The organism is Thermotoga sp. 2812B (assembly GCF_000789335.1).
GTDB classification, from domain to species: domain Bacteria; phylum Thermotogota; class Thermotogae; order Thermotogales; family Thermotogaceae; genus Thermotoga; species Thermotoga maritima.
Window position 1 is genome coordinate 240,170 of sequence record NZ_CP003408.1, and the last position, 23,465, is coordinate 263,634.

At 48.0% G+C, this 23,465-nt stretch carries 28 protein-coding genes; 11 read left to right on the forward strand and 17 right to left on the reverse strand.

The annotated features are described in order from the left end of the window. Positions 1–2: 2 nt before the first annotated feature. Positions 3–743 carry an MBL fold metallo-hydrolase gene (locus tag T2812B_RS01275; protein ID WP_004081082.1) on the forward strand — a complete coding sequence of 247 codons (741 nt, stop codon included), beginning with the start codon at positions 3–5 and terminating at the stop codon, positions 741–743. Here the strand turns inward: T2812B_RS01275 and fliY are convergent. From fliY to T2812B_RS01330, 10 genes are read right to left on the reverse strand one after another with little or no spacing between them, the layout of a single operon-like run. Next, positions 733–1,773: a flagellar motor switch phosphatase FliY gene (gene fliY / locus T2812B_RS01280; RefSeq protein ID WP_008192642.1), complete on the reverse strand. Its 1,041-nt coding sequence runs from the start codon at positions 1,771–1,773 to the stop codon at positions 733–735. The genes T2812B_RS01275 and fliY overlap by 11 nt on opposite strands. Then, complete coding sequence (gene fliM, locus T2812B_RS01285) at positions 1,770–2,756, reverse strand: flagellar motor switch protein FliM (protein WP_008192640.1); 987 nt, start codon at positions 2,754–2,756, stop codon at positions 1,770–1,772. The genes fliY and fliM overlap by 4 nt, the downstream gene beginning before the upstream one ends. A 9-nt stretch (positions 2,757–2,765) precedes the next feature. After that, entirely contained in the window at positions 2,766–3,275 is a 510-nt protein-coding gene (gene fliL, locus T2812B_RS01290) for a flagellar basal body-associated protein FliL (protein ID WP_004081086.1), read from the reverse strand. 9 nt (positions 3,276–3,284) lie between these two features. Then, the gene (locus T2812B_RS01295) at positions 3,285–4,148 is read right to left on the reverse strand and encodes a flagellar motor protein MotB (protein ID WP_008192636.1); all 864 of its coding nucleotides are present in this window, start codon (positions 4,146–4,148) and stop codon (positions 3,285–3,287) included. Continuing rightward, complete coding sequence (locus T2812B_RS01300; RefSeq protein WP_008192634.1) at positions 4,148–4,936, reverse strand: motility protein A; 789 nt, start codon at positions 4,934–4,936, stop codon at positions 4,148–4,150. Before T2812B_RS01300 ends, T2812B_RS01295 begins: the two co-directional genes overlap by 1 nt. A 4-nt stretch (positions 4,937–4,940) precedes the next feature. Then, positions 4,941–5,144: a flagellar FlbD family protein gene (locus T2812B_RS01305; protein WP_008192632.1), complete on the reverse strand. Its 204-nt coding sequence runs from the start codon at positions 5,142–5,144 to the stop codon at positions 4,941–4,943. Positions 5,145–5,150: 6 nt separating this feature from the next. After that, on the reverse strand, positions 5,151–7,901 hold the full coding sequence (locus T2812B_RS09790) for a flagellar hook-basal body complex protein (RefSeq protein ID WP_008192630.1): 2,751 nt from the start codon (positions 7,899–7,901) through the stop codon (positions 5,151–5,153). Beyond that, positions 7,901–8,575, reverse strand: coding sequence for a flagellar hook assembly protein FlgD (locus tag T2812B_RS01320; protein WP_008192627.1), 675 nt, complete (start codon positions 8,573–8,575; stop codon positions 7,901–7,903). The genes T2812B_RS09790 and T2812B_RS01320 overlap by 1 nt, the downstream gene beginning before the upstream one ends. After that, positions 8,572–10,497 carry a flagellar hook-length control protein FliK gene (locus tag T2812B_RS01325; RefSeq protein WP_039454422.1) on the reverse strand — a complete coding sequence of 642 codons (1,926 nt, stop codon included), beginning with the start codon at positions 10,495–10,497 and terminating at the stop codon, positions 8,572–8,574. The genes T2812B_RS01320 and T2812B_RS01325 overlap by 4 nt, the downstream gene beginning before the upstream one ends. Then, positions 10,494–11,408: a MotE family protein gene (locus tag T2812B_RS01330; RefSeq protein WP_008192623.1), complete on the reverse strand. Its 915-nt coding sequence runs from the start codon at positions 11,406–11,408 to the stop codon at positions 10,494–10,496. The genes T2812B_RS01325 and T2812B_RS01330 overlap by 4 nt, the downstream gene beginning before the upstream one ends. Positions 11,409–11,687: 279 nt before the next feature. On the opposite strand from T2812B_RS01330, the gene T2812B_RS09795 reads away from it, so the two are divergent. Both T2812B_RS09795 and T2812B_RS01340 read left to right on the forward strand, forming a co-directional pair. Next, positions 11,688–11,942 carry a hypothetical protein gene (locus T2812B_RS09795; protein WP_008192621.1) on the forward strand — a complete coding sequence of 85 codons (255 nt, stop codon included), beginning with the start codon at positions 11,688–11,690 and terminating at the stop codon, positions 11,940–11,942. Between the two features lie 28 nt (positions 11,943–11,970). Further along, positions 11,971–12,570, forward strand: a complete 600-nt coding sequence (locus T2812B_RS01340; RefSeq protein WP_008192618.1) for a hypothetical protein — start codon at positions 11,971–11,973, stop codon at positions 12,568–12,570. Here T2812B_RS01340 and T2812B_RS01345 read toward each other — a convergent pair. Continuing rightward, positions 12,567–13,700 (reverse strand): DegT/DnrJ/EryC1/StrS aminotransferase family protein, encoded by a 1,134-nt coding sequence (locus tag T2812B_RS01345; protein ID WP_008192615.1) that lies wholly within the window; start codon positions 13,698–13,700, stop codon positions 12,567–12,569. The two genes, T2812B_RS01340 and T2812B_RS01345, sit on opposite strands and share 4 nt — an antisense overlap. Beyond that, complete coding sequence (locus T2812B_RS01350) at positions 13,697–14,467, reverse strand: TatD family hydrolase (RefSeq protein ID WP_008192613.1); 771 nt, start codon at positions 14,465–14,467, stop codon at positions 13,697–13,699. The genes T2812B_RS01345 and T2812B_RS01350 overlap by 4 nt, the downstream gene beginning before the upstream one ends. Before the next feature lie 163 nt (positions 14,468–14,630). On the opposite strand from T2812B_RS01350, the gene cysE reads away from it, so the two are divergent. From cysE to T2812B_RS01375, 5 genes are read left to right on the forward strand one after another with little or no spacing between them, the layout of a single operon-like run. After that, the gene (cysE, locus tag T2812B_RS01355; RefSeq protein ID WP_008192611.1) at positions 14,631–15,293 is read left to right on the forward strand and encodes a serine O-acetyltransferase; all 663 of its coding nucleotides are present in this window, start codon (positions 14,631–14,633) and stop codon (positions 15,291–15,293) included. Then, the gene (gene cysK, locus T2812B_RS01360; RefSeq protein ID WP_008192609.1) at positions 15,208–16,083 is read left to right on the forward strand and encodes a cysteine synthase A; all 876 of its coding nucleotides are present in this window, start codon (positions 15,208–15,210) and stop codon (positions 16,081–16,083) included. The genes cysE and cysK overlap by 86 nt, the downstream gene beginning before the upstream one ends. Then, on the forward strand, positions 16,080–16,511 hold the full coding sequence (locus T2812B_RS01365; RefSeq protein WP_008192607.1) for a DUF123 domain-containing protein: 432 nt from the start codon (positions 16,080–16,082) through the stop codon (positions 16,509–16,511). Before cysK ends, T2812B_RS01365 begins: the two co-directional genes overlap by 4 nt. Further along, a complete protein-coding gene (locus tag T2812B_RS01370) occupies positions 16,450–18,018 on the forward strand; it encodes a ribonuclease J (RefSeq protein ID WP_008192604.1) in 1,569 nt (522 codons plus the stop codon). Before T2812B_RS01365 ends, T2812B_RS01370 begins: the two co-directional genes overlap by 62 nt. Before the next feature lie 33 nt (positions 18,019–18,051). Then, positions 18,052–18,297 carry an acyl carrier protein gene (locus T2812B_RS01375; protein WP_004081111.1) on the forward strand — a complete coding sequence of 82 codons (246 nt, stop codon included), beginning with the start codon at positions 18,052–18,054 and terminating at the stop codon, positions 18,295–18,297. A 6-nt stretch (positions 18,298–18,303) separates the two neighbouring features. Here T2812B_RS01375 and T2812B_RS01380 read toward each other — a convergent pair whose 3' ends face one another. The 5 genes from T2812B_RS01380 to T2812B_RS01400 all read right to left on the reverse strand — a co-directional run bounded on the left by T2812B_RS01380 (position 18,304) and on the right by T2812B_RS01400 (position 21,273). Then, entirely contained in the window at positions 18,304–19,233 is a 930-nt protein-coding gene (locus T2812B_RS01380) for a hypothetical protein (RefSeq protein ID WP_231556588.1), read from the reverse strand. Beyond that, on the reverse strand, positions 19,230–20,021 hold the full coding sequence (locus tag T2812B_RS01385; protein ID WP_008192596.1) for an S-adenosyl-l-methionine hydroxide adenosyltransferase family protein: 792 nt from the start codon (positions 20,019–20,021) through the stop codon (positions 19,230–19,232). The genes T2812B_RS01380 and T2812B_RS01385 overlap by 4 nt, the downstream gene beginning before the upstream one ends. A gap of 159 nt (positions 20,022–20,180) precedes the next feature. Beyond that, positions 20,181–20,342 carry a rubredoxin gene (gene rd / locus T2812B_RS01390; RefSeq protein ID WP_008192594.1) on the reverse strand — a complete coding sequence of 54 codons (162 nt, stop codon included), beginning with the start codon at positions 20,340–20,342 and terminating at the stop codon, positions 20,181–20,183. A gap of 10 nt (positions 20,343–20,352) precedes the next feature. Continuing rightward, entirely contained in the window at positions 20,353–20,748 is a 396-nt protein-coding gene (locus T2812B_RS01395; RefSeq protein WP_008192592.1) for a class II SORL domain-containing protein, read from the reverse strand. 12 nt (positions 20,749–20,760) lie between these two features. Beyond that, entirely contained in the window at positions 20,761–21,273 is a 513-nt protein-coding gene (locus tag T2812B_RS01400; RefSeq protein WP_008192590.1) for a rubrerythrin family protein, read from the reverse strand. 281 nt (positions 21,274–21,554) lie between these two features. Here T2812B_RS01400 and T2812B_RS01405 point away from each other — a divergent pair, with 281 nt between their 5' ends. Genes T2812B_RS01405 through speE form a run of 3 tightly spaced genes read left to right on the forward strand, consistent with a single transcriptional unit; the run spans position 21,555 to position 23,397 of the window. Beyond that, complete coding sequence (locus tag T2812B_RS01405; protein WP_008192587.1) at positions 21,555–22,085, forward strand: cupin domain-containing protein; 531 nt, start codon at positions 21,555–21,557, stop codon at positions 22,083–22,085. 24 nt (positions 22,086–22,109) lie between these two features. Continuing rightward, entirely contained in the window at positions 22,110–22,502 is a 393-nt protein-coding gene (gene speD, locus T2812B_RS01410; RefSeq protein WP_008192586.1) for an adenosylmethionine decarboxylase, read from the forward strand. Positions 22,503–22,515: 13 nt separating this feature from the next. After that, complete coding sequence (speE, locus tag T2812B_RS01415; RefSeq protein ID WP_008192584.1) at positions 22,516–23,397, forward strand: polyamine aminopropyltransferase; 882 nt, start codon at positions 22,516–22,518, stop codon at positions 23,395–23,397. The last annotated feature ends 68 nt before the right edge of the window (positions 23,398–23,465 follow it).

Genomic DNA, 23,465 nt, shown 5'->3' on the forward strand with positions numbered 1-23,465 from the left:
AGATGATCACGAATCTTTCTGACAGAGTATTCGTGATAGGAACAGGAACATCAGCGAACAGTGTGCTCGTCTGTGGAAAGAAATTTTGTGTGCTCTTCGATTCAACGCTTTTTCCTGAAAAGGCGAGGAAGATCAAAGAATTCGCCGCAGAAATTCTGGGTAAAGAAATTGCCGTTGTTTTCAACACGCATTACCATCCCGACCACACCTTCGGAAACGAGGTTTTTGACAGGATCATATCCCACAGTCTCACCAGAAAATCCCTGGAAGAAATGGATGAAGAGTACATAAGAAAGATAGGAGTGGAGGTTTCCCTGAAGTTTCCAGATGAGACCTTCTCCGAAAGAGAAAATTACAGATTTGGAGACATCGTGGTGGAAGCGGTTCACCTGGGAGGACACACTCCGGATTCTTCGATCTTCGTTTTGAAGAACGAAAAAATAGTCATCTGCGGGGACCTTCTGACAACCGGCATCCATGCCGAAATAGTCACGGACAGTGACCTCTTCGGATGGATAGAAGCGCTCAGCGAAATCGAAAAAATACGGGCAGATTACTTCGTACCGGGGCACGGAAAAGTGGGCACCATCGAAGATGTCAGGAACATGAAAGACTACATCTCAAAAGTCCTGCGCTTCAGAGAAGGCAGTGTGAAACACTCAGAACTCCTGGAAGACCCGAATTTCATCAACAGGGAGCACCCGGAACTTCTGACCTGGGGACTGGAAAACATCATTCGTTGAGAAGCTCGAGCCTTTCTTTTGGACTCACGATCTCTGTTATCCTCACCCCAAAGTTTTCATCTATCACGACAACTTCTCCGCGGGCGATGAGCTTTCCGTTCACGAGGATGTCCACAGGCTCTCCCGTGAGTTTGTCCAGCTCTATTATGGAGCCAGGGATCATTTCCAGAACCCGTTTCAGAGTCATTCGCGTTCTTCCAAGTTCCACTGTGACTTTGAGAGGAATATCGAGAAGCAGTTCCAGCTTGTCACTCGGCACTTCGGTTTTTCTGGTTTCAGAAGGTTTCAGCTCGGCGAATTCTACCGGTTCGACCTTCACCTTTTTCTCCTCTTTCTTTTCTTCTTTTTTCTCACCACCTTTAGTTTCGGATTGTTTCTTTGTGAAGTACTCGTACATCTTCTTCACCAGGTCGGCACTTATCACCTGGTAGAACTTCGACTTCGGAAGTCCCTCTATCTCCATTTCGAATTCGACAACGGCAACATCTTTCTCCGGATTGTCGGTTACCGGTGGAAACTGTGTGTTAGGATCATCGAAATTCAATATCTCCACCTTCGGGGGAGATATATTGATGGTTATTCCTAGAAGTTCAGAAAGCGACGTTGCAGCGCTTCCCATCATCTGATTCATCGCTTCTCCAACCGCGCTGAGTTTGATCTCGTCCAGTTCCTCGGTTTCTACCTCTCCACTTCCCCCCATCATGAGGTCAGCTATAACCGCCACGAGTTTTTTATCGAGGACAAGAACGTTCAAACCTTCGAGCCCCTCCGTGTATTCCACACTCACCACTACCTGTTCACCACTGAAGTCACTCTTGACGTTCTTCATCTTTTCTTCCCGAACAGTTGGAACGGTGATGTGAATATCCCTTCCGAGGATCATCGAGAGCGTCGTTGCAGCACTCCCCATTGCGATGTTTCCTATCTCGCCTATCATGTCCTTTTCTTCGGGAGTGAGGACACCACCGGTATCAGAACCGCTGAGAAGCTTGTCTATCTCTTCCTGAGAGAGGAATTCATTTTCCGTCATTCGTATTCACCTCCGTTGGTGAATTCACCGGTCACCTTCACCGCGTACTTTCCTTTGAACACTCCGGGAATTCCCCTGAACTTGGGTCTCCCCTCAACGTCTATTCTTATTTCATCCTTGTAGTGAGTCCCAAGCCTTATGACGTCTCCCACTTCCAGATCCAGAATTTCCTTCAATCTCAACTCAGCTTCTCCAATCACCGCCTGGACAGTAACAGGTATCTTTTGGGAAGCTTTTCTGAGCTCTTCCATTCTCTCTTCAACTTTTTCGGGTTTTCTTCCCATCATCCAGAAGCGATCCGAAAGCTTTTCGAGCAAAGGCTCAAGAAGCGAAAACGGCCAGCACACGTTGATGAAACTCGTGAACTCCCCCCAGGAAACAGAGGCGGTCACAAGAAGCACTATCTCGTTGGGAGGTACAATCTGAACGAATTGAGGATTCGTCTCCACGTTTTCTATCGAAGGAATGAAGTACTGAAAATCACTCCAGGCCTGAGCAAGAAGCGTGAGAATGTTTGTCACTTCTTTTCTCATTATGGAGGTTTCTATCTCCGTGGGAGGTCTGTTTGGAGGGTTTTCGCCGGGACCTCCCATTATGATGTCGAGCATGGTATAAAAGAGATCCAGTCTCATTTCGAAGATGGCGCTTCCCTCAAAAACATCGCCGGTGAAGATAACAATGAACGAAGGTATCATCACGGATCTTATGAATTCCTCATAAGTAAGCTGATCTATGCTGATTTCGACATCCACAAAAGTTCTCAGCCTTCCTGAGAGATACGTAGAGAGGGCCCTCCCGAAGTTTTCGTGTATCATCTGAAAGGTTCGAAGTTGTTCTTTGGAAAATTTGCTCGGCCTCTTGAAATCGTAAGGCTTAACCTTTTTCTCCTCTTCTTCCTTCAGGAGGTCTTCTTCCTTCAATTCACCTTTCATCAATGCTTCGATCAACTGGTTTATTTCTTCCTGGCTGAGGACATCCGACACGTTACCACCTCACTCGGTGGTCGCGAACGCTTTGATGTACAAGTACACATCAAGGACACCGTATTTCTCTTTATCACCAACGAATCCAGTGATCGTGTTCACCGCGTCTCTTATTTGACGTTTCAACAGTTCCAGACCAGGAACGGTGCTCAGTTCACTCTTATCTTTACTCAGAAAGATCATCATAAGCGCATCCATGATCTCATCTTTCCTTTCGGCTATAGCTGCTCTGCAGGCATCGCTCCCCACACTGAAAGACAAAGAATCTATTACAACCACATCCCTTCCACCTTTGAGGAGAAAGGTCTGATTCTCTCCTTGCTGAATGAGAACCGCCTTTATCCTAACGGGGGTCGAAGGTACGTTCTCACCCTGCTTGCCCTGATTCGAGCCGAGGAACATGGGCAGCAAAAAATACACTGCTACGGAAACCACAAGCGGAACAACGATGCTCGTGATCAAAGATGCACCCATTCGACGTTTTGGTTGTTCTTCTTCTCTTCTTTCTTCTTCTGCCATTCTTTCACCTCACATTTTCTCCCGTTTTATGAGGATATCTATTCTCCTGAATTCCCTTCTCAACCTATCCAATTCCTGCTGATACTTTTCCTCCAGTTTTCTCAGTTCCAATTCGTATTCCGCTTGAGAAATCTCCCCGTTTCTGAACTTCTCATTGAGAAGAGCTTTCTCGACGTTGATCTGGTTTTCAAGATCCTGGATCTTTTTCTTTATCTCCCTGTCTCCAAGTCCTATTGGGTAGAATCTGTCTGGATTGTAGAAAAGATCGATGTTGAAACGTCCGAGCTTTATGTCTGCAGCCCTTTCGATCATTCTTTTTTCCTTCAACTCGGTGAGGAAGAAATTCACTACACTCGCCGCTCGGGCGCTCGAAAGATGCCAGTTGGAAATATATATTGAATTTGGAAGAGGAGGTCTGTCATCTGCGTAACCGTAAACCTCAAGTACGTTCGTGGTGTGCTCTATAACTATCTGTCCCACTTTGGCCAGCAGTTTTTTGGCTTCCGCTGTGAGCTTGGCGCTTCCCGGCTCAAAAAACACCATGTCTTTCAACACTATCAATGTCCCTTCGTCTCTTTCCTCAACTGTGATCTTTCCCTTATATTCTTCGGACAATCTCATGAGTTCTTGATATATTCCCCTCTTTGACGTGATCAGAGGTTCTTCGTTTATGCTCTTTCCCCCCATGAGAACGCTCGGTGGTCTTCCACTCAGTGCGATCCTGAGCCCCACCGCCACCTGCTGGAACTTTCCGGGACTGATAGTGGACATCGAGATCAGAGCCACAAAGAACGTGAGAAGCAGTGTCACCATGTCCGAATAGGTCGTCATCCATTGAGGAGTACCCCTCTGTTCTTCTTTTTTCTTAGCCATCACGCAGTTGCCTCCTGAGAAGCCGCCTCGTAGGCTTGCCTTTCTTTCTCAGGGAGGAACGATTTGAGCTTTTCTTCGAGGATCCTCGGGTTCTCTCCTGCCTGGATAGAAAGAACAGCCTCCAGTATCATTCTTTTTTCCAAAACCAGAATATCTCTTCTCTTTTTGATCTTTTCAGCCATGGGAAGAAAGACACCGTTAGCCAGTATGGCTCCATAGAGTGTCGTTATCAGAGCAACCGCCATAGAGGGTCCCAGTGTTTCTGGATCGTTCAAGGATTTGAGCATTTGAATGAGCCCGATCAGAGTTCCAATCATACCAAACGCAGGAGCGTACGCCCCTGCGGATTCCAGAACCGCCCTTTCTCCGTCGAGTTCCTCTTCAAAGAGTTCCATTTCCGTTTCCATCATGTTCCTCAAAAGATCCGGATCCGTTCCGTCAACCACGAGCTGGAGCGCCTTTTTCATGAACGGATCTTCTATACTCTCCAGATTCTCCTCCAGAGAAAGCAAACCTTCCCTTCGTGCCTTTTCAGAAAAAGAAACCATCGTTTGAATCAGGGAAACGTGATCGAGCTTTGGTTCCCTCAGCGTTGAAAGCATGATGTTCACGATCTTGAAGGCTTTGTCCTTCGGATGAGCCACCATGGTTGCCGCGATGGAACCAACGACGGTTATGAACAGCGACGGTATGTTTATGAACGCCGCAAAGTCTCCTCCACCCGTCAGGATTCCTATGAAAAGAGCCGCTATCACCAGAGCCATTCCCATCAGGGTTGCAAGATCCATAGGATCACCTTCCCTGTTCTTTCCACCAGTTGAAGATCTTTCTCTTGTATTCTATCACCCTTTGAACGACCTCCTCTGCGGATTCCTTCACGATGTATTTTTTACCGTTTATGAGGGTGATCGTTGTGTCGGGCAGTGCTTCTACGGTTTCTATCAAATCGGCGTTCAGGAAAAACCATCTACCATCTATTCTGGTCAGTCTGATCATCTTTCATCATCTCTTGATGTTCACAAGTTCGTTCAGAATCTGATCGGCCGTCGTGATGACACGCGCGTTTGCTTGGAAACCTCTCTGTGCGACGATCATCTTGGTGAACTCTTCCGCAAGATCCACGTTGGACATTTCAAGGGCACCAGGGATCAAAACACCCCTTCCTCCACTGCCAGGAGCTCCTATCTTTGGAACGCCGCTGTTGGCAGACACGACGTAGAGCGAATTACCAACCTCTGAGAGTCCCGAAGGATTGTTAAACACCGCGAGGGCGATCTGTCCAAGAACGTCGGTGAGTCCGTTGCTGAAGGTTCCTATGATCTCTCCCTGCTCGTTTATGGCGAAGGATTCCAGAACACCCATCGGATTTCCATCCTGCCACGGGATGTTCACGGTGCTGTCACCGGAGAACTGGGTGATGTTGGAAAAATCGGCATCTATTTTTACTGTTCCATCACCTTCTTTTGAAGTATCGAACTGTATTGTCTTCATTTCATCACCCAATCTGTAGGTTCCTGTTGTCTCATCGTAGTAAAGTCCCTTTAGATCGGATAGAGAAATTGAACCGTTTTCATCAAAATCCAGAATACCGGCGATGTATTTATGACCGTTGTAAGCGCTGTTGCCGTTTTTATCAACGAATTCAACGGGTTCACCATTGTCTGTGTACGCTCTCCAGATCCAGGCGTTCTGGTATTCTTGGCCATCGATAACGGTTCTTCCAAGCCGTACAAATTCATAGTAAACCGTGTACGCGTTTCCAAGAGAGTCGTACACCTGAACGGCGGTGGTGTAGTGAGGAGACGTGAAATCAGTCTGAACAAAGTTGTTCGGATTGTCTGCTTCATAGAACCTTGGAGTTCCATAGGTGGGGATGACAAGCTCTGCACCTGGCGCTACGAACAACTTGTTCATCACAGCATTTGTGGAAGTGAACACTACGGTATAATCTCCTCCGTTCTTTATATCAGGGTCTGTGATAGTAAAGCTTCCATCATCGTTAACGGTGACCGTTCCCTCGAACACTACATTTCCTGAAGAATCCAGAACCATAACGTTCTGATCACCGGGGCTCACCTTGCTTGTATCAACCGTTCCTGTGATGACACCTTCCCCTGTGACGATATCAGGAAGTGGAGAGAGAATTACTGTATAGTTGCCACCGGATTGAAAATCAGAATCTACTATCTTGTACTCACCGTTGACGATACTCACTGCTCCATTGTAAACAACGTTGCTATTGGAATCCAGAACAACCGCGCTGTACTCTCCATCATTGAAACCAGCGGGTGCATTTCCTACGATAGCGTATTCAGCCGTTAGGTTGTCTGCTTTGTACTCGTCTGAAGGATAGAAGTAAATGGTGTATGTCTCATTGCTATCTAGACCACTTACTGTGAAATTCCCGTCCGAATCTATAGAAACATCCTGGTAAGTAACATTTCCCTGAGAATCAACGATGGCTGCCTTGACAGTCTTACCGTAAAGATCAGGATCTGATACGGTATCAGAGATGTCTCCATTGGCATCCGGTTGTTTCCCGGTGAGGACCCATCCGTCCTTGTAGAGAACCACACTGTACGAGTTTCCAGCTGTAAGATTAGTTGTCAATACAAAACTTCCGTCTGAAGATACGATGGCATCCACACCATCCGCTGCTCTCTGACCGTTACTATCAATGATCAGTGCCTTGTAGCTTCCCGGTTCCACGGCACTTGCATCCACAGTTCCAGACAATCCGGTGGCATCTGCTGTTTCTGACATACTTTCTACTCTTTTGAACTCAACCGCGTACGTTTCACCCGACTTGATATTTGGATCCTCTATCTTGTACACTCCGCCTGAAACATCAATCTGACCACTATAGATGATATTGCCATTTGAATCTTTCACTTCGACATCGTAAGTTCCATCGGACAACGGAGTAGTACCCTGTATGATACCGTCTTCCTCTGCCGTCACTAAACTGGAGTAAAAGTATATGCCGGCGTCTGTTACATTCCCGAATTTGTCGAACACTATGTAACCCGTCACGTTCTCCACACCGTCACCATCCGTGTCGATCTTCATCGTGTATCTTTGATTGTCTCCAAAAGGATCACTTCCAAGATCCTGAGATGTCTTTTCAAACCATATCCTCACCTCGTGATTTTCACCGTTGTTATCGACGAGCGTTATGTAGAAAGGCTCGGGACCAACACTGGAGTTCAGGTTTCCTTCGAACCTCACGTTAGAAGTTTTCTTCGCAGACATCGTCATACCCGCACTGATCACCAGATCCCCGATGGGTCTGTTGGTGTCGATGTACCTTTCACCAGTCTCAGGATCCTGAACGGCTGTCCATCCCTGAACCTTGTAACCCGTAGAGGTCTGAATCAAGTTTCCGTTGCTGTCCAGAGTGAACGCACCGGCTCTTGTGTAATAATAGGAGCTTCCATCCGAGACGATGAAGAACCCATCTCCCTGGATGGCAAGATCGGTCTTCACACCCGTGTTCTGGAACGAGCCCTGCGTCATGATTTTGTCGATACTGGACACCTGAGAACCAAGACCTATCTGCATGGGATTTGTACCGCCCACATTTCCCTGAGGAGGTCGTCCTGCCTTGATCATCTGAGCGATCATCGTCTCGAAGTTCACCCTCGACGCTTTGAACCCAACTGTGTTCACGTTGGAGATGTTGTTTCCTACAACATCCATCGCTACCTGGAAGTTTTTAAGACCCGTTATGCCGCTGTAGAGTGACCTCATCATCACGCATCACCCTCCTGAGAAATCTCCAGGATGGAATCGACAGGATAGAGCGAACCGTTCACAAGAACGAATCCCTCTCCATCCTTTATCTGAACAGCTTCCACCATTCCACCTTCTATTCCTCCTATTTCCTCCAATCCGCTCGATGTAAGCTTATAAACGTGGTAAGTGTAACTGCCATCTTCAACACTGATCCCGTTGTCATCCCTTCCATCCCACTGCCAGGCGTGAACTCCCGCCTGAACAGTTCCAAGATCTTCTGTTTTCACCACTTTCCCGTTTTCGTCAAGTATTTGAACCACAACATGTGCATCTTCATCCACGTTGAATATGATGCTGTCCGACTGACCGTCTACAAGATTCACCGTGTTGTTTTTCACCACGACGTACTTTCCTATCAGAGAAGCGAGCTGGGCTGGGCTCACACTCGTCTGAGCTTCGACGAAGTCCTTCACCGCACTGGTGAGGTTTGTGATCTGTTCAAGGCTCGTGAGCTGAGAAAGCTGAGAAATCATGTCTTTCGTTTCCATGGGTTCCAGTGGATCCTGCATTTCCAGTTCTTGGAGAAGGAGTCTGAGAAAAGCTTCTTTGTCGAGAGAATTACTCGAAGAGCTGGAATTATTTCTGATTCCTGTAAGAGAAGAGAGGTATATACCGCTCATGTCGTAGATCACGTTTTCACCTCCTGGATGAACTCCTCAAATAGACTGCCCGAAGTTTCACGTTTGTGACTTTTGCTTTCTCTTTGCTGTCTTTGATTTCCCTCTTTGTTCTGATTCTCCTGATACAGGTAGTCTTCCTCCTGTTTTTCGACGTAGACCTGCACATCGAATCCCTTTTCGTTGAATCTCTCGATCAACCGCGGTATGTCGTGTTCTAAAACGTGCTTGGCTTCTTCTGTCTGGACTTTGAACACTATTTTCAGCTGGTTCTCTTCCTTTGTTATGGTGATCTCCAATTTTCCCAACTCCGGTGGCTCGAGGTCTATGACGGCCCTTTCTGTTTTGTGGAAGTACATCTGTTCCACAAACCTTGGTAGATGAACGGTCTCTGTTCTTTTCAATTCGGGGAGTGAGTAAACCTGCTTCGCCCTTTCCTGAGACAGAAACTCCAGCGCCTCTCTGTTTGTTATTTCTCTGTAACTTTCGATTTTTCCTTTTTCTTCGTACCTCATTTTCATTTCCATTGGCTGATTCTTCTCTCGGTTTTGGGAGAGTGGTTTTTCAGAAGACTTCTCTGAAGATGTTTTGGTATTGCTCTCAGCAGTCTTTTGATCATAGAAGCTGTTTGCGGGTGTTTCTCTCCTCACCGAAGGAGCTTCATTACGGCTGTTCAGTACGTTTCTGGTATTCTTTTCTGGAGAGGAACCATCATTCCCGAATGACAGGACGGTTTCTCTCAAACCGGAAGAGGTTTTCTCTGATTGTTTTTCTGTGTGAGTATCTCCTCTCTTTGTGAAAGAGTTGATTTTCTGATTTTCTTTTGAATTCTCGGAATTTTCATTTACGAGAAGCGACTCTTTCGAACCAGAACTGTCAAAGCTCGCCTGTGAAATTCTTTGATTGTTAACCTTCCAGACCTTTTCTCCATCACCGTTCGATGATTGTTGCTTTTCGTCTGCAGGGAGAAGCGGAACAAAACTGAGCTTAGACATTTTTATTTCATCCCTGATATTTCCCGTGATCCTTTCTTCAAAGAGTTCGTTTTCGATACCCGTTGTCTTTTCAAAGTCTCTTGATAGCTTCGCCGTATCGGAATTCTTAAGAAGAGATCCTATCTCGCCGAAAATCGTTCGTTTTGCTGTGTGACTTGTCTTCCGATCATCTGATTTCAAAGAAGACTCAGAACTTGTCTGAGAAACTTCAACAGGTGTTCTAAAAGAACTCGAAAGATTCTTGTTCGATTCACTCCGAGAAGTCTCTGATTCCAAATGCAAAACAGAACGGTGTTTCTTTTCGAACGAAATCTGACTTGCATTTTCTTTATTCTCTGAATCTTTCACCAGAAAACCGTTTTCTTTCTTTTCTTCATGTTCAGTGGAAGTCAAAAGCTTTTCAGTTGAAATATCATGTGTTCTGGATTTGAAAATCCCTTGCTCACTTTTTCGGTACTCAGCATGATTTTCATCTCTTTTAGATACTTCTTCCAAAACATGTTTCTCACTGGATTTATCATCGGTTGTTTTGATCTCTTTAATCAGCTTACTCGAAGATGAGCGCACAGCTTCTTCTTTCAGTTCTTTCCGATCCTCAGAAGCATCTTGAGATCTCTTCGAAAGCTGTCCGTCCAGTATCTCTTCCAGCTTCACATTTTCCTCAGCCGACATCGAAATGTGCTGAGCGCTGGTACCATCGAGATTGTCTAACACGTTTCTTTTTGTTTTCTTAAGTCCATCAGCACGATTTTCAGACGATTCGGCTCGATGTACATTTTTCTTCCCAGGTGTAGTGCCAAGCACCTTTCCTTTGCTCCCCAGCGATTTCATCAGGTCCTTCACAGATTGAGAGAACAAACCTGTCACTGATTTCTTTTTCAATTCACCCTTTTTCTCTGCCGTCTTGATCATCGCAAAAAGAGAAAATTGTCCTACCTTCACTTTCTCTCCTCCAGAAGATCCGGAGCGTTCTGAACTATGTACTGGACCAGAACAGAAGCGTGTTCCCGATCCATCATCGAAAGAACCGTTCTCAAGGTTTCTGGATCCATCTTCTCTCTTCTCAGGAAATCAATGGCTATCTCAGGTGTGATGTTGTTCAGAGCGTCTGCCACCGCTTTCAAGTACGCTTCTTTTTGGAAAAGCTGTGATTCTTTTTCCGTCATCTGTTTCACCGCTTCCTGAGCTTGTTTAACCAGCATTTCGAGCCTTTCAATGGTGCTTTCCACACCCACCATGAGTTCCATCACCCGTGCGGCTTTCTGTGGGTTGACACCGGAGAGCGCCTCGAGAAACTCCCCAGCGTACTCTGGATCGGTTCTTTTAAAGATCACAGCGAGTGTCTCATCGTCCACTTCGTTGAGCGCGCTTGCGAGATTTCTTGGATCAGTGTTCAAAAGTACGTTGACGAGTTCGTCCACCTGCTTCTTGTAAGATTCCAGCCTGTTTTTCTCCTCGAGCAATTGATTCTTTAGGGATTGAATCTCTTCGATCATCTTCTCAACAACGTTTCTTTGCGCTTCCAGCACCTTCGCCTGCTCTTCGAGTTCTTTTTCTTTGCTGATCAATTCGTCTATCTTCTGGTTGTATATCTCGATGTACTTCTGGTAGATTCTCGAGTAGTACTCAGCGGGACTTTCCGCTTTGAGAGGTTGATAGCTGATTCTGTCTTTCAAAAACGGCACTTTGGAGGCAAGAAAAGCGATATAACTCCTCCAATCTTCAAAAGGAGACATTCTTCCACCGTACAGCCTGTTTATTTCAAAGGAGATGTAGCCGTACATGAACAGAATCACGAGTATCAGAAACGTTATTAAAAAAACAACGAAAAAACCTCTTCGTTTTCCAGGCAAGGTCCATCTACCTCCCTCGGTTTCATACTTCTACGGGAGATCTATCTTTTCCTAAAGGATGGTAAAGTATGGTAAAACAAAAGAGGGGAACAAATATGGATAGAATACCCGTGATAAAACGAAGCGGGGAAGTATTGTATATCGATAGAAAATCGATCAAATCTTATGTGGACAGATTTCTATCTTCACAAAGTGATGAACAATATTTTTATGTATCCGATTTGAAAATCTCTTCTTCTGGAAAGAGATACCGCGTGGAGATCGTTTTGAAAGATCCTCATGGTAAGATCTTTTCTGGTGAGAGTGAAGGGCCCAGAACATCCCGGAACCTTCTCAAACTCATCGGAGAAGCGGCAACAGAAGCTTTCATTAGACGACATCAAAGAAGTCGCTCTCGCAGGAAGAAGGTTCGTTTTTGCTCATCTCACGTTTTTGAAGAACGGAAAGGAAAACTGGCGAATCGGTGCGGCTCTTCTGGAAAAAGATCTTCTCCAGAGCGTTGTTTTCGCGGTGATAGATGCTCTGGTAAAATAGTAAAAAACAGTGCGTGGGGGGTATTTGGATGAGCAGCGCAAAGACACTGGAAGAAGTCATATCGAAGATATCCGGGGTCATCTCCGCCAAGGTGATAGAGGAAGACGGTCAGCCCAGAGAGATCCACGTCATAGCAGATCCTTCCAGAAATCCAAAACAGATCGTTCGCGATATCGAAACTGTTGCTCTCGCGTCTCTTGGAATGAAGATAGACAGAAGGATCATCAGTGTCGCCCAGCTGAGTCAGGGAAGATTCCCTTCTTCTCAAACTTATGAGATCACCTCCATAGAGGTGAAAAACCTCGACAGGAAAAAACAGGTGAAGGTCACGATACACAACCCTCTCGAAGACGAAGACATGGTGGGTGAGAGCGCGGGTCCTGGAACATCCACGAACCTTCCAAGGCTCGTTGGAGAAGCGGTGATAGAGGCTTTCAATCCTGATTATCCCGTCTCGGTGGACGACGTTCAGAAGGTCTTTCTGGCTGGAAGAGAGTTCGTGCTCGTCCACCTCACGATCCAGGATGAAGATCGAGAAAGAACAGAAGTGGGGGTTGCACCCCTCGAAGGAGACTTTTTGAAATCAGTGGCCACGGCCACACTCAAGGTGGTGAAAGATCTCACCTAAAGAAAGAGCGCTATCGTGTCGACGACTTCTTTTATCTCGTCGTCTCTCAGTTCTGGGAACATGGGAAGCGCAAGACTTCTCTTCGAAAGAGATTCGGCCACCGGGAAATCTCCTTCCTGATATCCCAGATCCCTGAAGCACTTTTGAAGGTGGAGAGGCAGGGGGTAATAAATTGCTGTCTGAATACCTCTCTCTTTCAATCCTTCTCTGACTCTCTCCCTCACCTCTTCATTTTCGAAGAGCACCACATACTGGTGGAAAACGTGGTACCTGAAGCCTTTCTCCTCCACGCGGGGATGGACCACCGGCAGTTTTTTCTCCTCGAACAGTTTTTGGTACGTCCTCGCCACCCGTATTCTCTCTTCTGTCCACTTTTCCAGATACCTGAGTTTCACCCTCAAAATCGCGGCGTGTATCTCGTCGAGCCTCGAGTTGTATCCCACCTTTTCGTGAAAGTATTTCTTTCTTGCACCGTGCACTCTCAGGATCCTGCTTTCTTCCGCTATCTCATCGCTGTTCGTCACGATCATCCCACCGTCGCCGTAAGTCCCCAGGTTCTTCGTGGGAAAGAAAGAGAAAATCGCCGCATCCCCCACAGACCCACTTTTTCTAATCTCGCCGCTCGAGAACTTCCACTCCGATCCCATCGACTGAGCGCAGTCTTCGAGGATCATCACTCCGTATTTCTCCCTCAAAAAGCTCAGCGCCTCGAGATCCACGGTTCTACCGAAGAGATGAACGGGAATGACAGCCTTCACTTTCTCTTTTTTCAGAACGTGTTCAAGCTGGTTCAGATCCATGTTGAAGGTGCTTTCGTCCACGTCGACGAAGATTACCCTGGCACCGAGTCTGTAGGGTGCGCTCGCCGTGGCAAAGAAGGTGTAGGGTGTTGTAACCACCGTATCTCCCTTTTCCACTCCCATCGCCCTCAGCGCTATGAGAAGCGCGTCGCTCCCGCTCGCAACACCAACACCGTGCTTCACGCCAGTAAAACTGGCGATTTCTTCCTCGAGTCTTCTCACGTTCTCTCCGAGAATCACCCTTCCCAAAGAGATCACCTTGTCTATCGCGTTCAAGATTTCTCCCCTGATTCTCTCGTACTGCCTCGTGAGATCAAAAAGGGGGATCATTTCTTCACCTCCAGAAAGATCCTTCTGGCGTTCTCTGTGGTCGCCTCATCCACTTTCGCTTCAGGCACACCCAGTACCTGCGAAATTGTTTCCACGACGTACTTCAAGTACTTCGGTTCGTTTCTTTTTCCTCTGAACGGCTGTGGTGGAAGAAAAGGACAGTCCGTTTCCAGAACGATGTATTCAAGGCCCACTCTTTTAACCACTTCCCTCAGAGCCTCGTTCTTCGGATACGTCACAGGACCTCCTATTCCAAGCAGAAAGCCAAGATCTATGAACTTCTTCGCCCACTCGTAGCTCGAAGAAAAAGCGTGAATCACACCCCGCTTCTCCGGAAGTGATTCTGTTCTGAGTATCTCGTACGCCTCGCTGTACGCGTCCCTGATGTGAACAACGAGGGGAAGGTTCAACTTTCTTGCGAGTTCGATCTGTTCAACGAAGACCCTTTTCTGGACTTCAGCTGGAGAGATGTTCCTGAAGAAATCGAGTCCGGTCTCACCTATGGCGACCACCTTTTCATCTTTCGCGAATTTTTCGAGCTGTTCTATGAAATCCTCGGGAACTTCCTTCGCGTCGTGCGGATGCACACCCACAGAGCAGAAGATGCGATCACTTGTCTTTGAAAGATCGAGTGATTTCTTCGAATCTTCGAGGTTCACACCCACGTTCACCACGAATTCGATGCTGTTCTCTTCAAAGCTGGAAATGACAGCGTTTCTGTCGCCGTCGAACTGGTGAAAATGAAGATGCGTGTGTGTGTCCACCATTGAAATATCCCTCCTCCTGTGTTAATATACTACACAAAGGCTTTTGTGAAAAAAGTGAAGAGGTTCACCTTTCTGTGATGAAGAGGTTTCTTTAGTTTTAACAATTAGGCTGATATAATTCTAATGAACCAAACGATCTGGAGGTGGTGGATATGGTATCGGGATGCGGCTGTTGTTCAGAAAGGCTGGTGAGTTTTTCAGGGATTTCGTGAGTATTTTCAAGCACATATCAGAGGATCTTGAGATGTACCTCAAGCTCGATCCCGCCGCAGAGAGTAAGCTTCAGGTGTTTTTCTTCTACGCTTCCTTCCAGGGTCTTATGTGGTACAGATTCGCCCATTTCTTCTACAAGTGGAAACTGAAAGTTCTCGCCTACCTCATTTATTACTTCGTGCGGGTTGTGTTCTCCATGGACATCCATCCAGCGGCAAGAATCGCTCCGGGAGTGGTGATAGACCACGGTATCGGTGTGGTCATCGGAAGCACCGCCACGGTGGGAAGAGGAACACTCATCTACCACGGAGTCACTCTTGGAACGAGAAAGCCGTGCTCCGGAAAGAGGCACCCCGACGTAGGTGAGAACGTGATGATTGGAACGGGAGCGAAGATCCTCGGCCCGATAAAGGTGGGAAACAACGCCGTTGTGGGTGCGAACGCGGTCGTCCTCGAAGACGTTCCAGACGGAGCCGTTGTCGTAGGTGTTCCTGCGAGAATAGTCAAGTGGAGGAGGGATTTCTGCGATGATGGAAAGACTGATAGGGAGCACTCCTATAGTGAGGCTCGATTCGATAGACTCGAGAATCTTCTTGAAACTGGAAAAGAATAATCCCGGTGGTAGTGTAAAGGACAGACCCGCCCTCTTCATGATTCTCGATGCGGAGAAAAGAGGACTCCTCAAGAACGGCATCGTGGAGCCAACGAGCGGCAACATGGGAATCGCCATAGCGATGATCGGAGCAAAGAGAGGACACAGGGTGATCCTCACGATGCCCGAGACCATGAGTGTTGAGAGAAGAAAGGTCCTGAAAATGCTCGGAGCAGAACTCGTTCTCACACCAGGAGAGTTGGGAATGAAAGGCGCGGTGGAAAAAGCGATAGAGATATCCAGAGAAACCGGCGCGCACATGCTCAACCAGTTCGAAAACCCCTACAATGTCTACTCTCACCAGTTCACCACAGGTCCGGAGATCCTCAAACAGATGGACTATCGGATAGACGCCTTCGTCGCGGGAGTGGGAACGGGAGGTACGATCAGCGGAGTGGGAAGGGTTTTGAAAGGCTTCTTTGGAAACGAAGTGAAGATAGTAGCGGTAGAGCCCGCGAAATCTCCCGTTCTCTCTGGAGGCCAGCCGGGAAAACACGCCATCCAGGGCATAGGAGCGGGCTTTGTTCCGAAGATCCTGGACAGATCCGTGATTGACGAAGTGATCACCGTGGAGGACGAAGAGGCTTACGAGATGGCAAGGTACCTCGCAAAGAAAGAGGGACTTCTCGTAGGGATCTCCTCCGGTGCCAACGTCGCAGCCGCTTTGAAAGTAGCCCAGAAACTCGGGCCAGACGCGAGGGTCGTGACCGTTGCACCGGACCACGCGGAAAGATACCTGAGTATCCTATGAGGGGAACTTACGTTTTGCTTTTGAAACTCGAAGAGAGTGTTGCTTTGAGGTATGGAAAGAAAGCATCTCATTTAGAGCCGGGCTACTACGCCTACGTTGGATCTGCAATGGGGGGATTCTTCAAGAGGATCCCCCGTTATTTTCTCGGCTCTCGAAAGAAACACTGGCACATCGACTACCTGCTGGATCACGCACAGATCGCTGGATTGATAATGTTCAGCGAAAAAAAGATCGAAGAAGGGATCTCGAATGTGCTATCATATCATTTTGAAGGAATAGAGGGCTTCGGTGCGAGCGATCTCAGGGTGAAGACCAACCTCTACCGCGTTGATCCCGATAAACTCTTTTCTCTTCTGGGGGGGTTCCGTGAGAATAGAGATACTCGACGGGCACAGAAACATAGGGGGAAACAAAATCAGAGTGGTTGATTCTGAGAACGACGGTTTTCTTCTGGACTTCGGGTTGAACTTTTCCAGATGGGGAGAGTTCTTCGAGGAGTTTTTGAACCCCAGGACAGGTAAGATCCTTCATGACCTGCTGAAGCTCAAAATGGTTCCCCGGCTCAATATTTACAGGGACGACCTCTTCGATGGAAAGTTCGAAGATCCTGTGAACCACGCCTTTCTCTTTTTGAGCCACGCGCACGCGGATCACACCGGAATGGTGGGCCTCATAGACGAAAAGATCCCCCTCCTCATGACCGGTGAAACCTTTGCGGTGATGAGAGCCAGTGTGTACACGAGCAACTCGAACGTTCTGACTCAGCTCGGCGGAAAGAAAAGAAGAAGGGTCTCAGATAAAGATCTGGAAAACGGAATCCGCGAAGACCTCACGGTGAGTCCGGGAAATTCGAAAAACGCGGAAAGATTGACAAGACGCATTTCTTTTCCCAAGAATATAGAGTTCAACGATGACTTAACAGTCGTCGATATGAACTCCCTGTGGAAGAACGAGCTGTTCGTTGAACCTGTGTACCACTCCGTCATAGGAGCCGCTGGCCTTGCGGCAAGGGTGGACGACCTCTGGCTAGCCTACACCGGAGACTTCAGAACGGGTCCCGAAACGGCAGAAGAAGAGCGCTACTGGCTGGACACACTCGGTGAAAAGAGGCTCGCACTTTCCCTCAGGACCTCGAGATTTTTTGAGAATCTGAAGGACAAGCGCCCGCTCGTTCTCATCGTTGAGGGAACCAGAGTCACGAGGGAAGAGAACGTGGAGAACACGGAAAAGGACGTCTTCGAAAACGCGATGAGAGTTTTCAGGGGGACAAAGAATCTGATACTCGTGGATTTTCCCATCAGACACCTGGAGAGGCTTTTCACTTTCCTTAAGGTCTGCATGGAAAACGACAGAAGACTCGTTCTCATGCCAAAAGACTACGCCTATCTTCTCGAGATGGAACGAGTGGAACCACTCTGGAAGCTGACGGATGAGGAAAGGTCCTTCGTTCGTGTCTACCACCCCGGGAAGGTCACCTACATAAACCTCGAAAAAGACGCACTGCTTCGAGCCAGAGAGGAAGGGATCCTTCTCTCACCAGAGGAGATAAACCTGCATCCAGAGAAATACACCATGGTCGCGGGATACTGGGACTTCCCGCACATCCTCGATCTCGACGAAAGAGTTCTGAACGGCGCCGTCTATATCCATTCGACGAGCGAAGCCTATACGGAAGAGCAGGAGATCGATGCGAAGCGCTTCATGAACTGGCTCAGGTACTTCAACATAATTCCTTTCGGCATAAGAGAAATGAACGGAAACATCGTCTTCACAAAAGAGTTCCACGCCTCGGGCCACGTCTCTCCTCAGGGTCTGGAGAAGATTTTGAACGAACTGAATCCGGACTACATAGTTCCCGTTCACACCCTGAATCCGGGCTGGTTCGTCGAGCGCTGTGATGAAAAGGTCTTACTCGAGAATGTGATTGTGTTATAATTTTTTTCGACACTTCTAAGAGGAGGTGGAAAAGTGGCGAGCAGAGAGGAGATCTTTTCAAAGGTGAAGAGCATAATCTCTGAAAAACTCGGAGTGGACGAATCCCAGGTCACAGAAGAGGCGAAACTCATAGACGATCTCGGTGCGGATTCCCTCGACCTTGTCGATCTCGTGATGGATTTCGAAAGCGAGTTCGGTGTGAAGGTGGACGACGCTGATCTCGAAAAGATCTCAACGGTTGGCGACATCGTCAGCTACATTGAAAAGAAATTGGGGTGAGCTCGCTCACCCCTTTTCTATCTCCTCCGGTTTTAGAACCCTGACCCTCCTGGGAAGACCGTGATCCCTGAATCTGTCACCGCTCAGAATCACCGCGTTCATGGTGCTCGCAAGAGAGATGATGAGTCCATCCGCTGGAGATTCGAAGAGAACGTTCGGAGAGTTTTTCCACCTTTCGAATTTCTTCCTCTCGTGAACTGGCAGCACGAACTCCGCGTTCCTGTCGAAAACGATCCTGTAAGGAAAGAAGAACTCCCTGAAAACAGCGAGCCTTTCAAACACCTCGTAGATGTAAGAGATGGAGAGTCCTCCGCGCCAGAGCAGGTTGCTTCCATCGATGACGATCGGCGCGGAAGGATTTCTGATGATGGCAGAAAGAATGTACGGATGAACGTTCAGCGTTCTCACGGATTCCTTTCCTCGAAGATCGAGCAGAGAGTAGAAGTATTTCAACTCCTCGATATCATTCTCTGATAGTTTCTCAATCGAAAGGTTTCGAACTCTCTCGAGAAGATCCACGTTCTCTCTTTTTTCTTCCTCTTCTTCCGCTTCTTCGAGATGAAGGTAGAGCTCCATGAAATCCTTCTTTCCGAGTTTCACCCTAAGTCTGTTGGCTTCTTCGATGAACTCTTTTACGCTTCTGGCTTTCAGCCTCTTTTTGAGCCTCTCTGAAGGAAAGGGGTACTTTTTCGGCAGGTGCCAGAAGAGGATCTCGAGAGCGTCTATCTCGCTCACTCCAAGGAGTTTCGAAGAAAGCTTCAAGTTCCCCTTCACGGCCTCCTTGACGGCAAGCTCGAAGATGTCAGCCGGCACGTCCACCCTGGAAAGCTCTCCAAGAAAGATTCCTCTCAGTATATTCAGGTCTTTCTCCTTCCAGCCTCTTCTTTTGAGAAGACTCAGAAAATCCTGCCTTGCCTCGAGAAGAACCTGTTTCATCTGCATATCTCGATCTCGTCTCCTTCTTTAACCGAAAGCACCTGACTCGCGTCTCCCAGATTCACGGCGATCTCGAGAAAGCCCGCGCTGTCTGGATGAACGAGCAGTTCTCCCGTGTCCACATCTCCGAAGGCCTTCGCGACAGCCGCTTTGAACTCTTTTCTTCCCACCTTTACTTTCACCACGTCGTCGAAATCCACACCGAGCTTCAAAAAGAGTTCAAAGGGAATGTTCGTCGACACGTTTCCAAAGGTGTCAACTATCGCCACTTCTCCGATGACTTTATCATTTTCGACAACAGGCCTTCTCATCTTGAGAACCTCGTACGAGAGCAGTCTGTCCCCCACTTTCTCCAGCGGAAGTCCCATGTCGAGGTGGGCGGCAACCGGTGCGAAGATGTCCCTTCCGTGGAAAGTGAAGGAAGGATTCTTCTTGTAGAAGAGCTCTCTGTTCTCTATCTCTCTGATCTCGGCAACTCCGTATTCTTCAGCGACGACCGTGAGAACTCCGTTGTCGGGTGCCACGAAGTACTGGTCGTTCTTGGTCTTCATCACGATCGCCTTCCTTGAGGTTCCAACGCCGTAGTCGACAACCACAAGAAAGACGGTGGAAGGAGGAAAGTCGAGGGAGGCTCTGTAGAGAACGTGACTCGCCTTTCTCACGTTGAAGGGCTCTACTTCGTGCGTGATGTCGATGATCTCGGCGGAGGGGTTTATCCTCTTGATCACCGCCTTTGCGACTCCCACGTAGTGACTCTTCAAGCCCCAGTCTGTGAGAAATCCGATCATCTTTCTCCCCCCAGATTTTTTGTTTGTTTATCTACTTTATGGTATTATTATAACGAGAGTTACCATTTTCTTTTCGTATCCCGCCCGAGCCCGCCGGGTCGTGGGGAAAGAGAAAGGGGAGGTTGGCCCTCCCCTTTCTCTAACGATAGGACTTCCAGATCACTCAACCGGTTCAAAATCCTCTTTCGAAGCTCCACAGAGCGGACAGACCCAGTCGTCTGGAAGATCCTCAAAGGGTGTCCCCGGTTCGATTCCGCTGTCGGGATCTCCTTTCTCAGGATCGTAGATGTAACCACAGAGTTTGCACCTGTACTTCTTCACAGAACTCACCTCACTCTTCAACGGTGATCTTTTTACTGCTTTCCCAGAGGCCGTGTATGTTACAGTAGGAGAGGGCTATGATCGTTCCCGATCTGTTCAATTTTACCACGGTTGTGACGGCAGGTTCTGTGTAAACGGCGCCGGTGTTTGGCCCCTGAACGGACTCTCCGTGCGCGTTGAACTCGTACCTTCCCACCTCGTAAACGTATGGATCACCGTCGGGCTGGAAGAAGACCTTGATCCACCTGATGTGGTGCTCCGTTGTGTTCGGGTGCGGGATCTCCTTTCCCACGGTGACCGTGATCTGAACTTTGTCGTCTTTTTTCACCTTCTCGGGTGCCTCTATGACCGGAACGTGCTTTTCCTTTTTGAAGTCTTCCGTCTTAATGAAATCAGAAATTTTCATGCTATCCCTCCTTTAAATTGAAAATTCTCTGTAAGAGCTCCTCGGTGCACCGCAGACCGGACACTTCTCTGGCGGCTCTCCCTCAACGGTGTGACCGCAGACGGGACAGATGTAGATCTTCTCCGCCGTGTAGTCTTCTCCCTTTTCCACGAGTTCTTTGGCTTTTTTGTACATTTCTGCGTGGATCTTCTCGGCTTCCCAGGCGAACTTGGTGCTTCTTTCCGCTCCTTTTTCTCCCTGGAACTGTGCGACCGTGTTGTAAACCGGGTACATCTCGTCGATTTCGAAGGTTTCACCGTCGATGCACTGCTGGACGTTCTCAGCCATTTCTTTGTAGATCTTTCCGAGTTCTCTGTAGTGGTTCCTCGCGTGGACGTACTCCGCGTACGCGATCGCCCTGAAGAGATTCGCGAGTTTCTTCAATCCCCTCTGTTCCGCCTCATCCGCGAAGATCAGATACTTCATGTGCGCCATGCTCTCTCCCGCGAAAGCGTCTTCGAGGAATTTCTTAGTCATCTCTCTCATGCTCTACACCTCCCTACTTCTATGATATTTCTCATTTTTATTTTACCACATAATTATAAACTGTAATGATTTTGAATAGTTACCTTAACCGATGAGGCTGTTCTAATTGAACTGAGAAAAGATTGCGATCTGCTTTTAGATCATTCCTCCAAGATAAGTTACCTTAATGTAACTTAAGTAACACAAAATTAACCTTGACAACGAAGGGGGGGTGGGTATAATAATGTCTGTGATACTGAACAAGTTTGTCAACTATAGTGGACAAAGGGGTTGGGAACTTTGTGAAGATCGGAGAAAAAATCAGGAAATTAAGGCTCTCAAGGGGACTCACACAAGAAGAACTCGCAGAGCGCACAGATCTTTCAAGAAGTTTCATTTCACAGCTCGAATCGGACAAAACGTCTCCATCCATAGACACACTCGAGAGAATCTTAGAGGCGCTGGGCACAGATTTGAAACACTTTTTCTCCGACGTGGAAGAAGAAAGAGTCGTGTTCAAAAAAGAAGAGAGGGTTCCGGTCTACGACGAGCCAGAGGGTGTGAAGAGTGAAATCCTGATGAGCGGTGTGGAAGACAAAGAGATCGATCCGATTCTCGTGACACTGGAACCCGGCGCACAGACAGAGGAAGAATCGTACCACGAAGGTTCAGAATTTGGCTTTGTGATCCAGGGAAGGATAGATCTTTACCTCGACGGCAAACGCTACAGATTGAAAGAGGGAGACTGTTTCTACTACAAAGCGGACAAAAAGCATTACGTGAAGAATCCGGGAAAGAAGAAGGCGGTGTTACTCTGGATCATGATTGACTAAAAATTTCAGAGGGGAGGGATTAACATGAAGAGTCTGGGAAGGCACCTGGTGGCGGAATTCTACGAATGTGACAGAGAGGCCCTCGACAACGTGCAGTTGATAGAACAGGAGATGAAGCAGGCAGCCTATGAAAGTGGAGCAACAATAGTCACGTCAACGTTTCACAGGTTCCTCCCCTACGGGGTGAGTGGTGTGGTGGTGATATCCGAATCCCACCTAACCATTCACACCTGGCCAGAGTACGGGTACGCTGCTATCGATCTCTTCACCTGCGGAGAGGATGTCGATCCCTGGAAAGCTTTCGAACATTTGAAAAAAGCGCTGAAGGCGAAGAGGGTCCACGTGGTGGAGCATGAAAGAGGCAGGTACGACGAGATAGGAATACCCGAGGACTCGCCGCACAAAGTCACTGTTTGAGGAGGTGTGAAAGTTGAAAGAACTCGAAAGAGATCTCCAGCCAAGACAGCACCTGTGGTACTTCGAGTACTATACAGGAAACAACGTGGGACTCTTTATGAAGATAAACCGCATGATCTACTCCGGACAGAGCGACATTCAGAGGATAGATATCTTCGAGAATCCCGATCTTGGCGTGGTCTTCGCACTCGACGGCATCACGATGACCACGGAAAAGGACGAGTTCATGTACCACGAAATGCTCGCACACGTTCCCATGTTCCTCCATCCGAACCCGAAGAAGGTGCTCATCATCGGCGGTGGAGACGGCGGAACGCTCAGAGAAGTCCTGAAACACGACAGCGTGGAGAAGGCCATCCTCTGCGAAGTGGACGGACTCGTCATAGAAGCCGCAAGGAAGTATTTGAAGCAGACCTCCTGCAGTTTCGACGATCCCAGAGCAGAGATCGTGATCGCAAACGGTGCCGAATACGTGAGGAAGTTCAAGAACGAGTTCGATGTCATCATCATAGACTCCACAGACCCGACGGCGGGCCAGGGCGGGCACCTCTTCACCGAAGAGTTCTACCAGGCCTGTTACGATGCCCTCAAGGAAGACGGAGTCTTCTCCGCCGAGACGGAAGACCCGTTCTACGACATCGGCTGGTTCAAGCTCGCTTACAAGAGGATCAGCAAGGTCTTTCCAATAGCCAAGGTTTACCTCGGATTCATGACCACCTATCCCTCCGGTATGTGGTCCTACACCTTCGCCTCCAAGGGAATAGACCCGATAAAAGACTTCAACCCGGAAAAGGTGAAAAACTTCAACAAAGAGCTGAAGTACTACAACGAAGAGGTCCACGTCGCGTCCTTCGCCCTTCCGAACTTCGTGAAGAAAGAACTCGGACTGATGTGAATCGACCCCGCTCCGGCGGGGTTTTTCCTTTCTGGTATAATCTAATTAGCCTGAGCGAACTGGGAGGT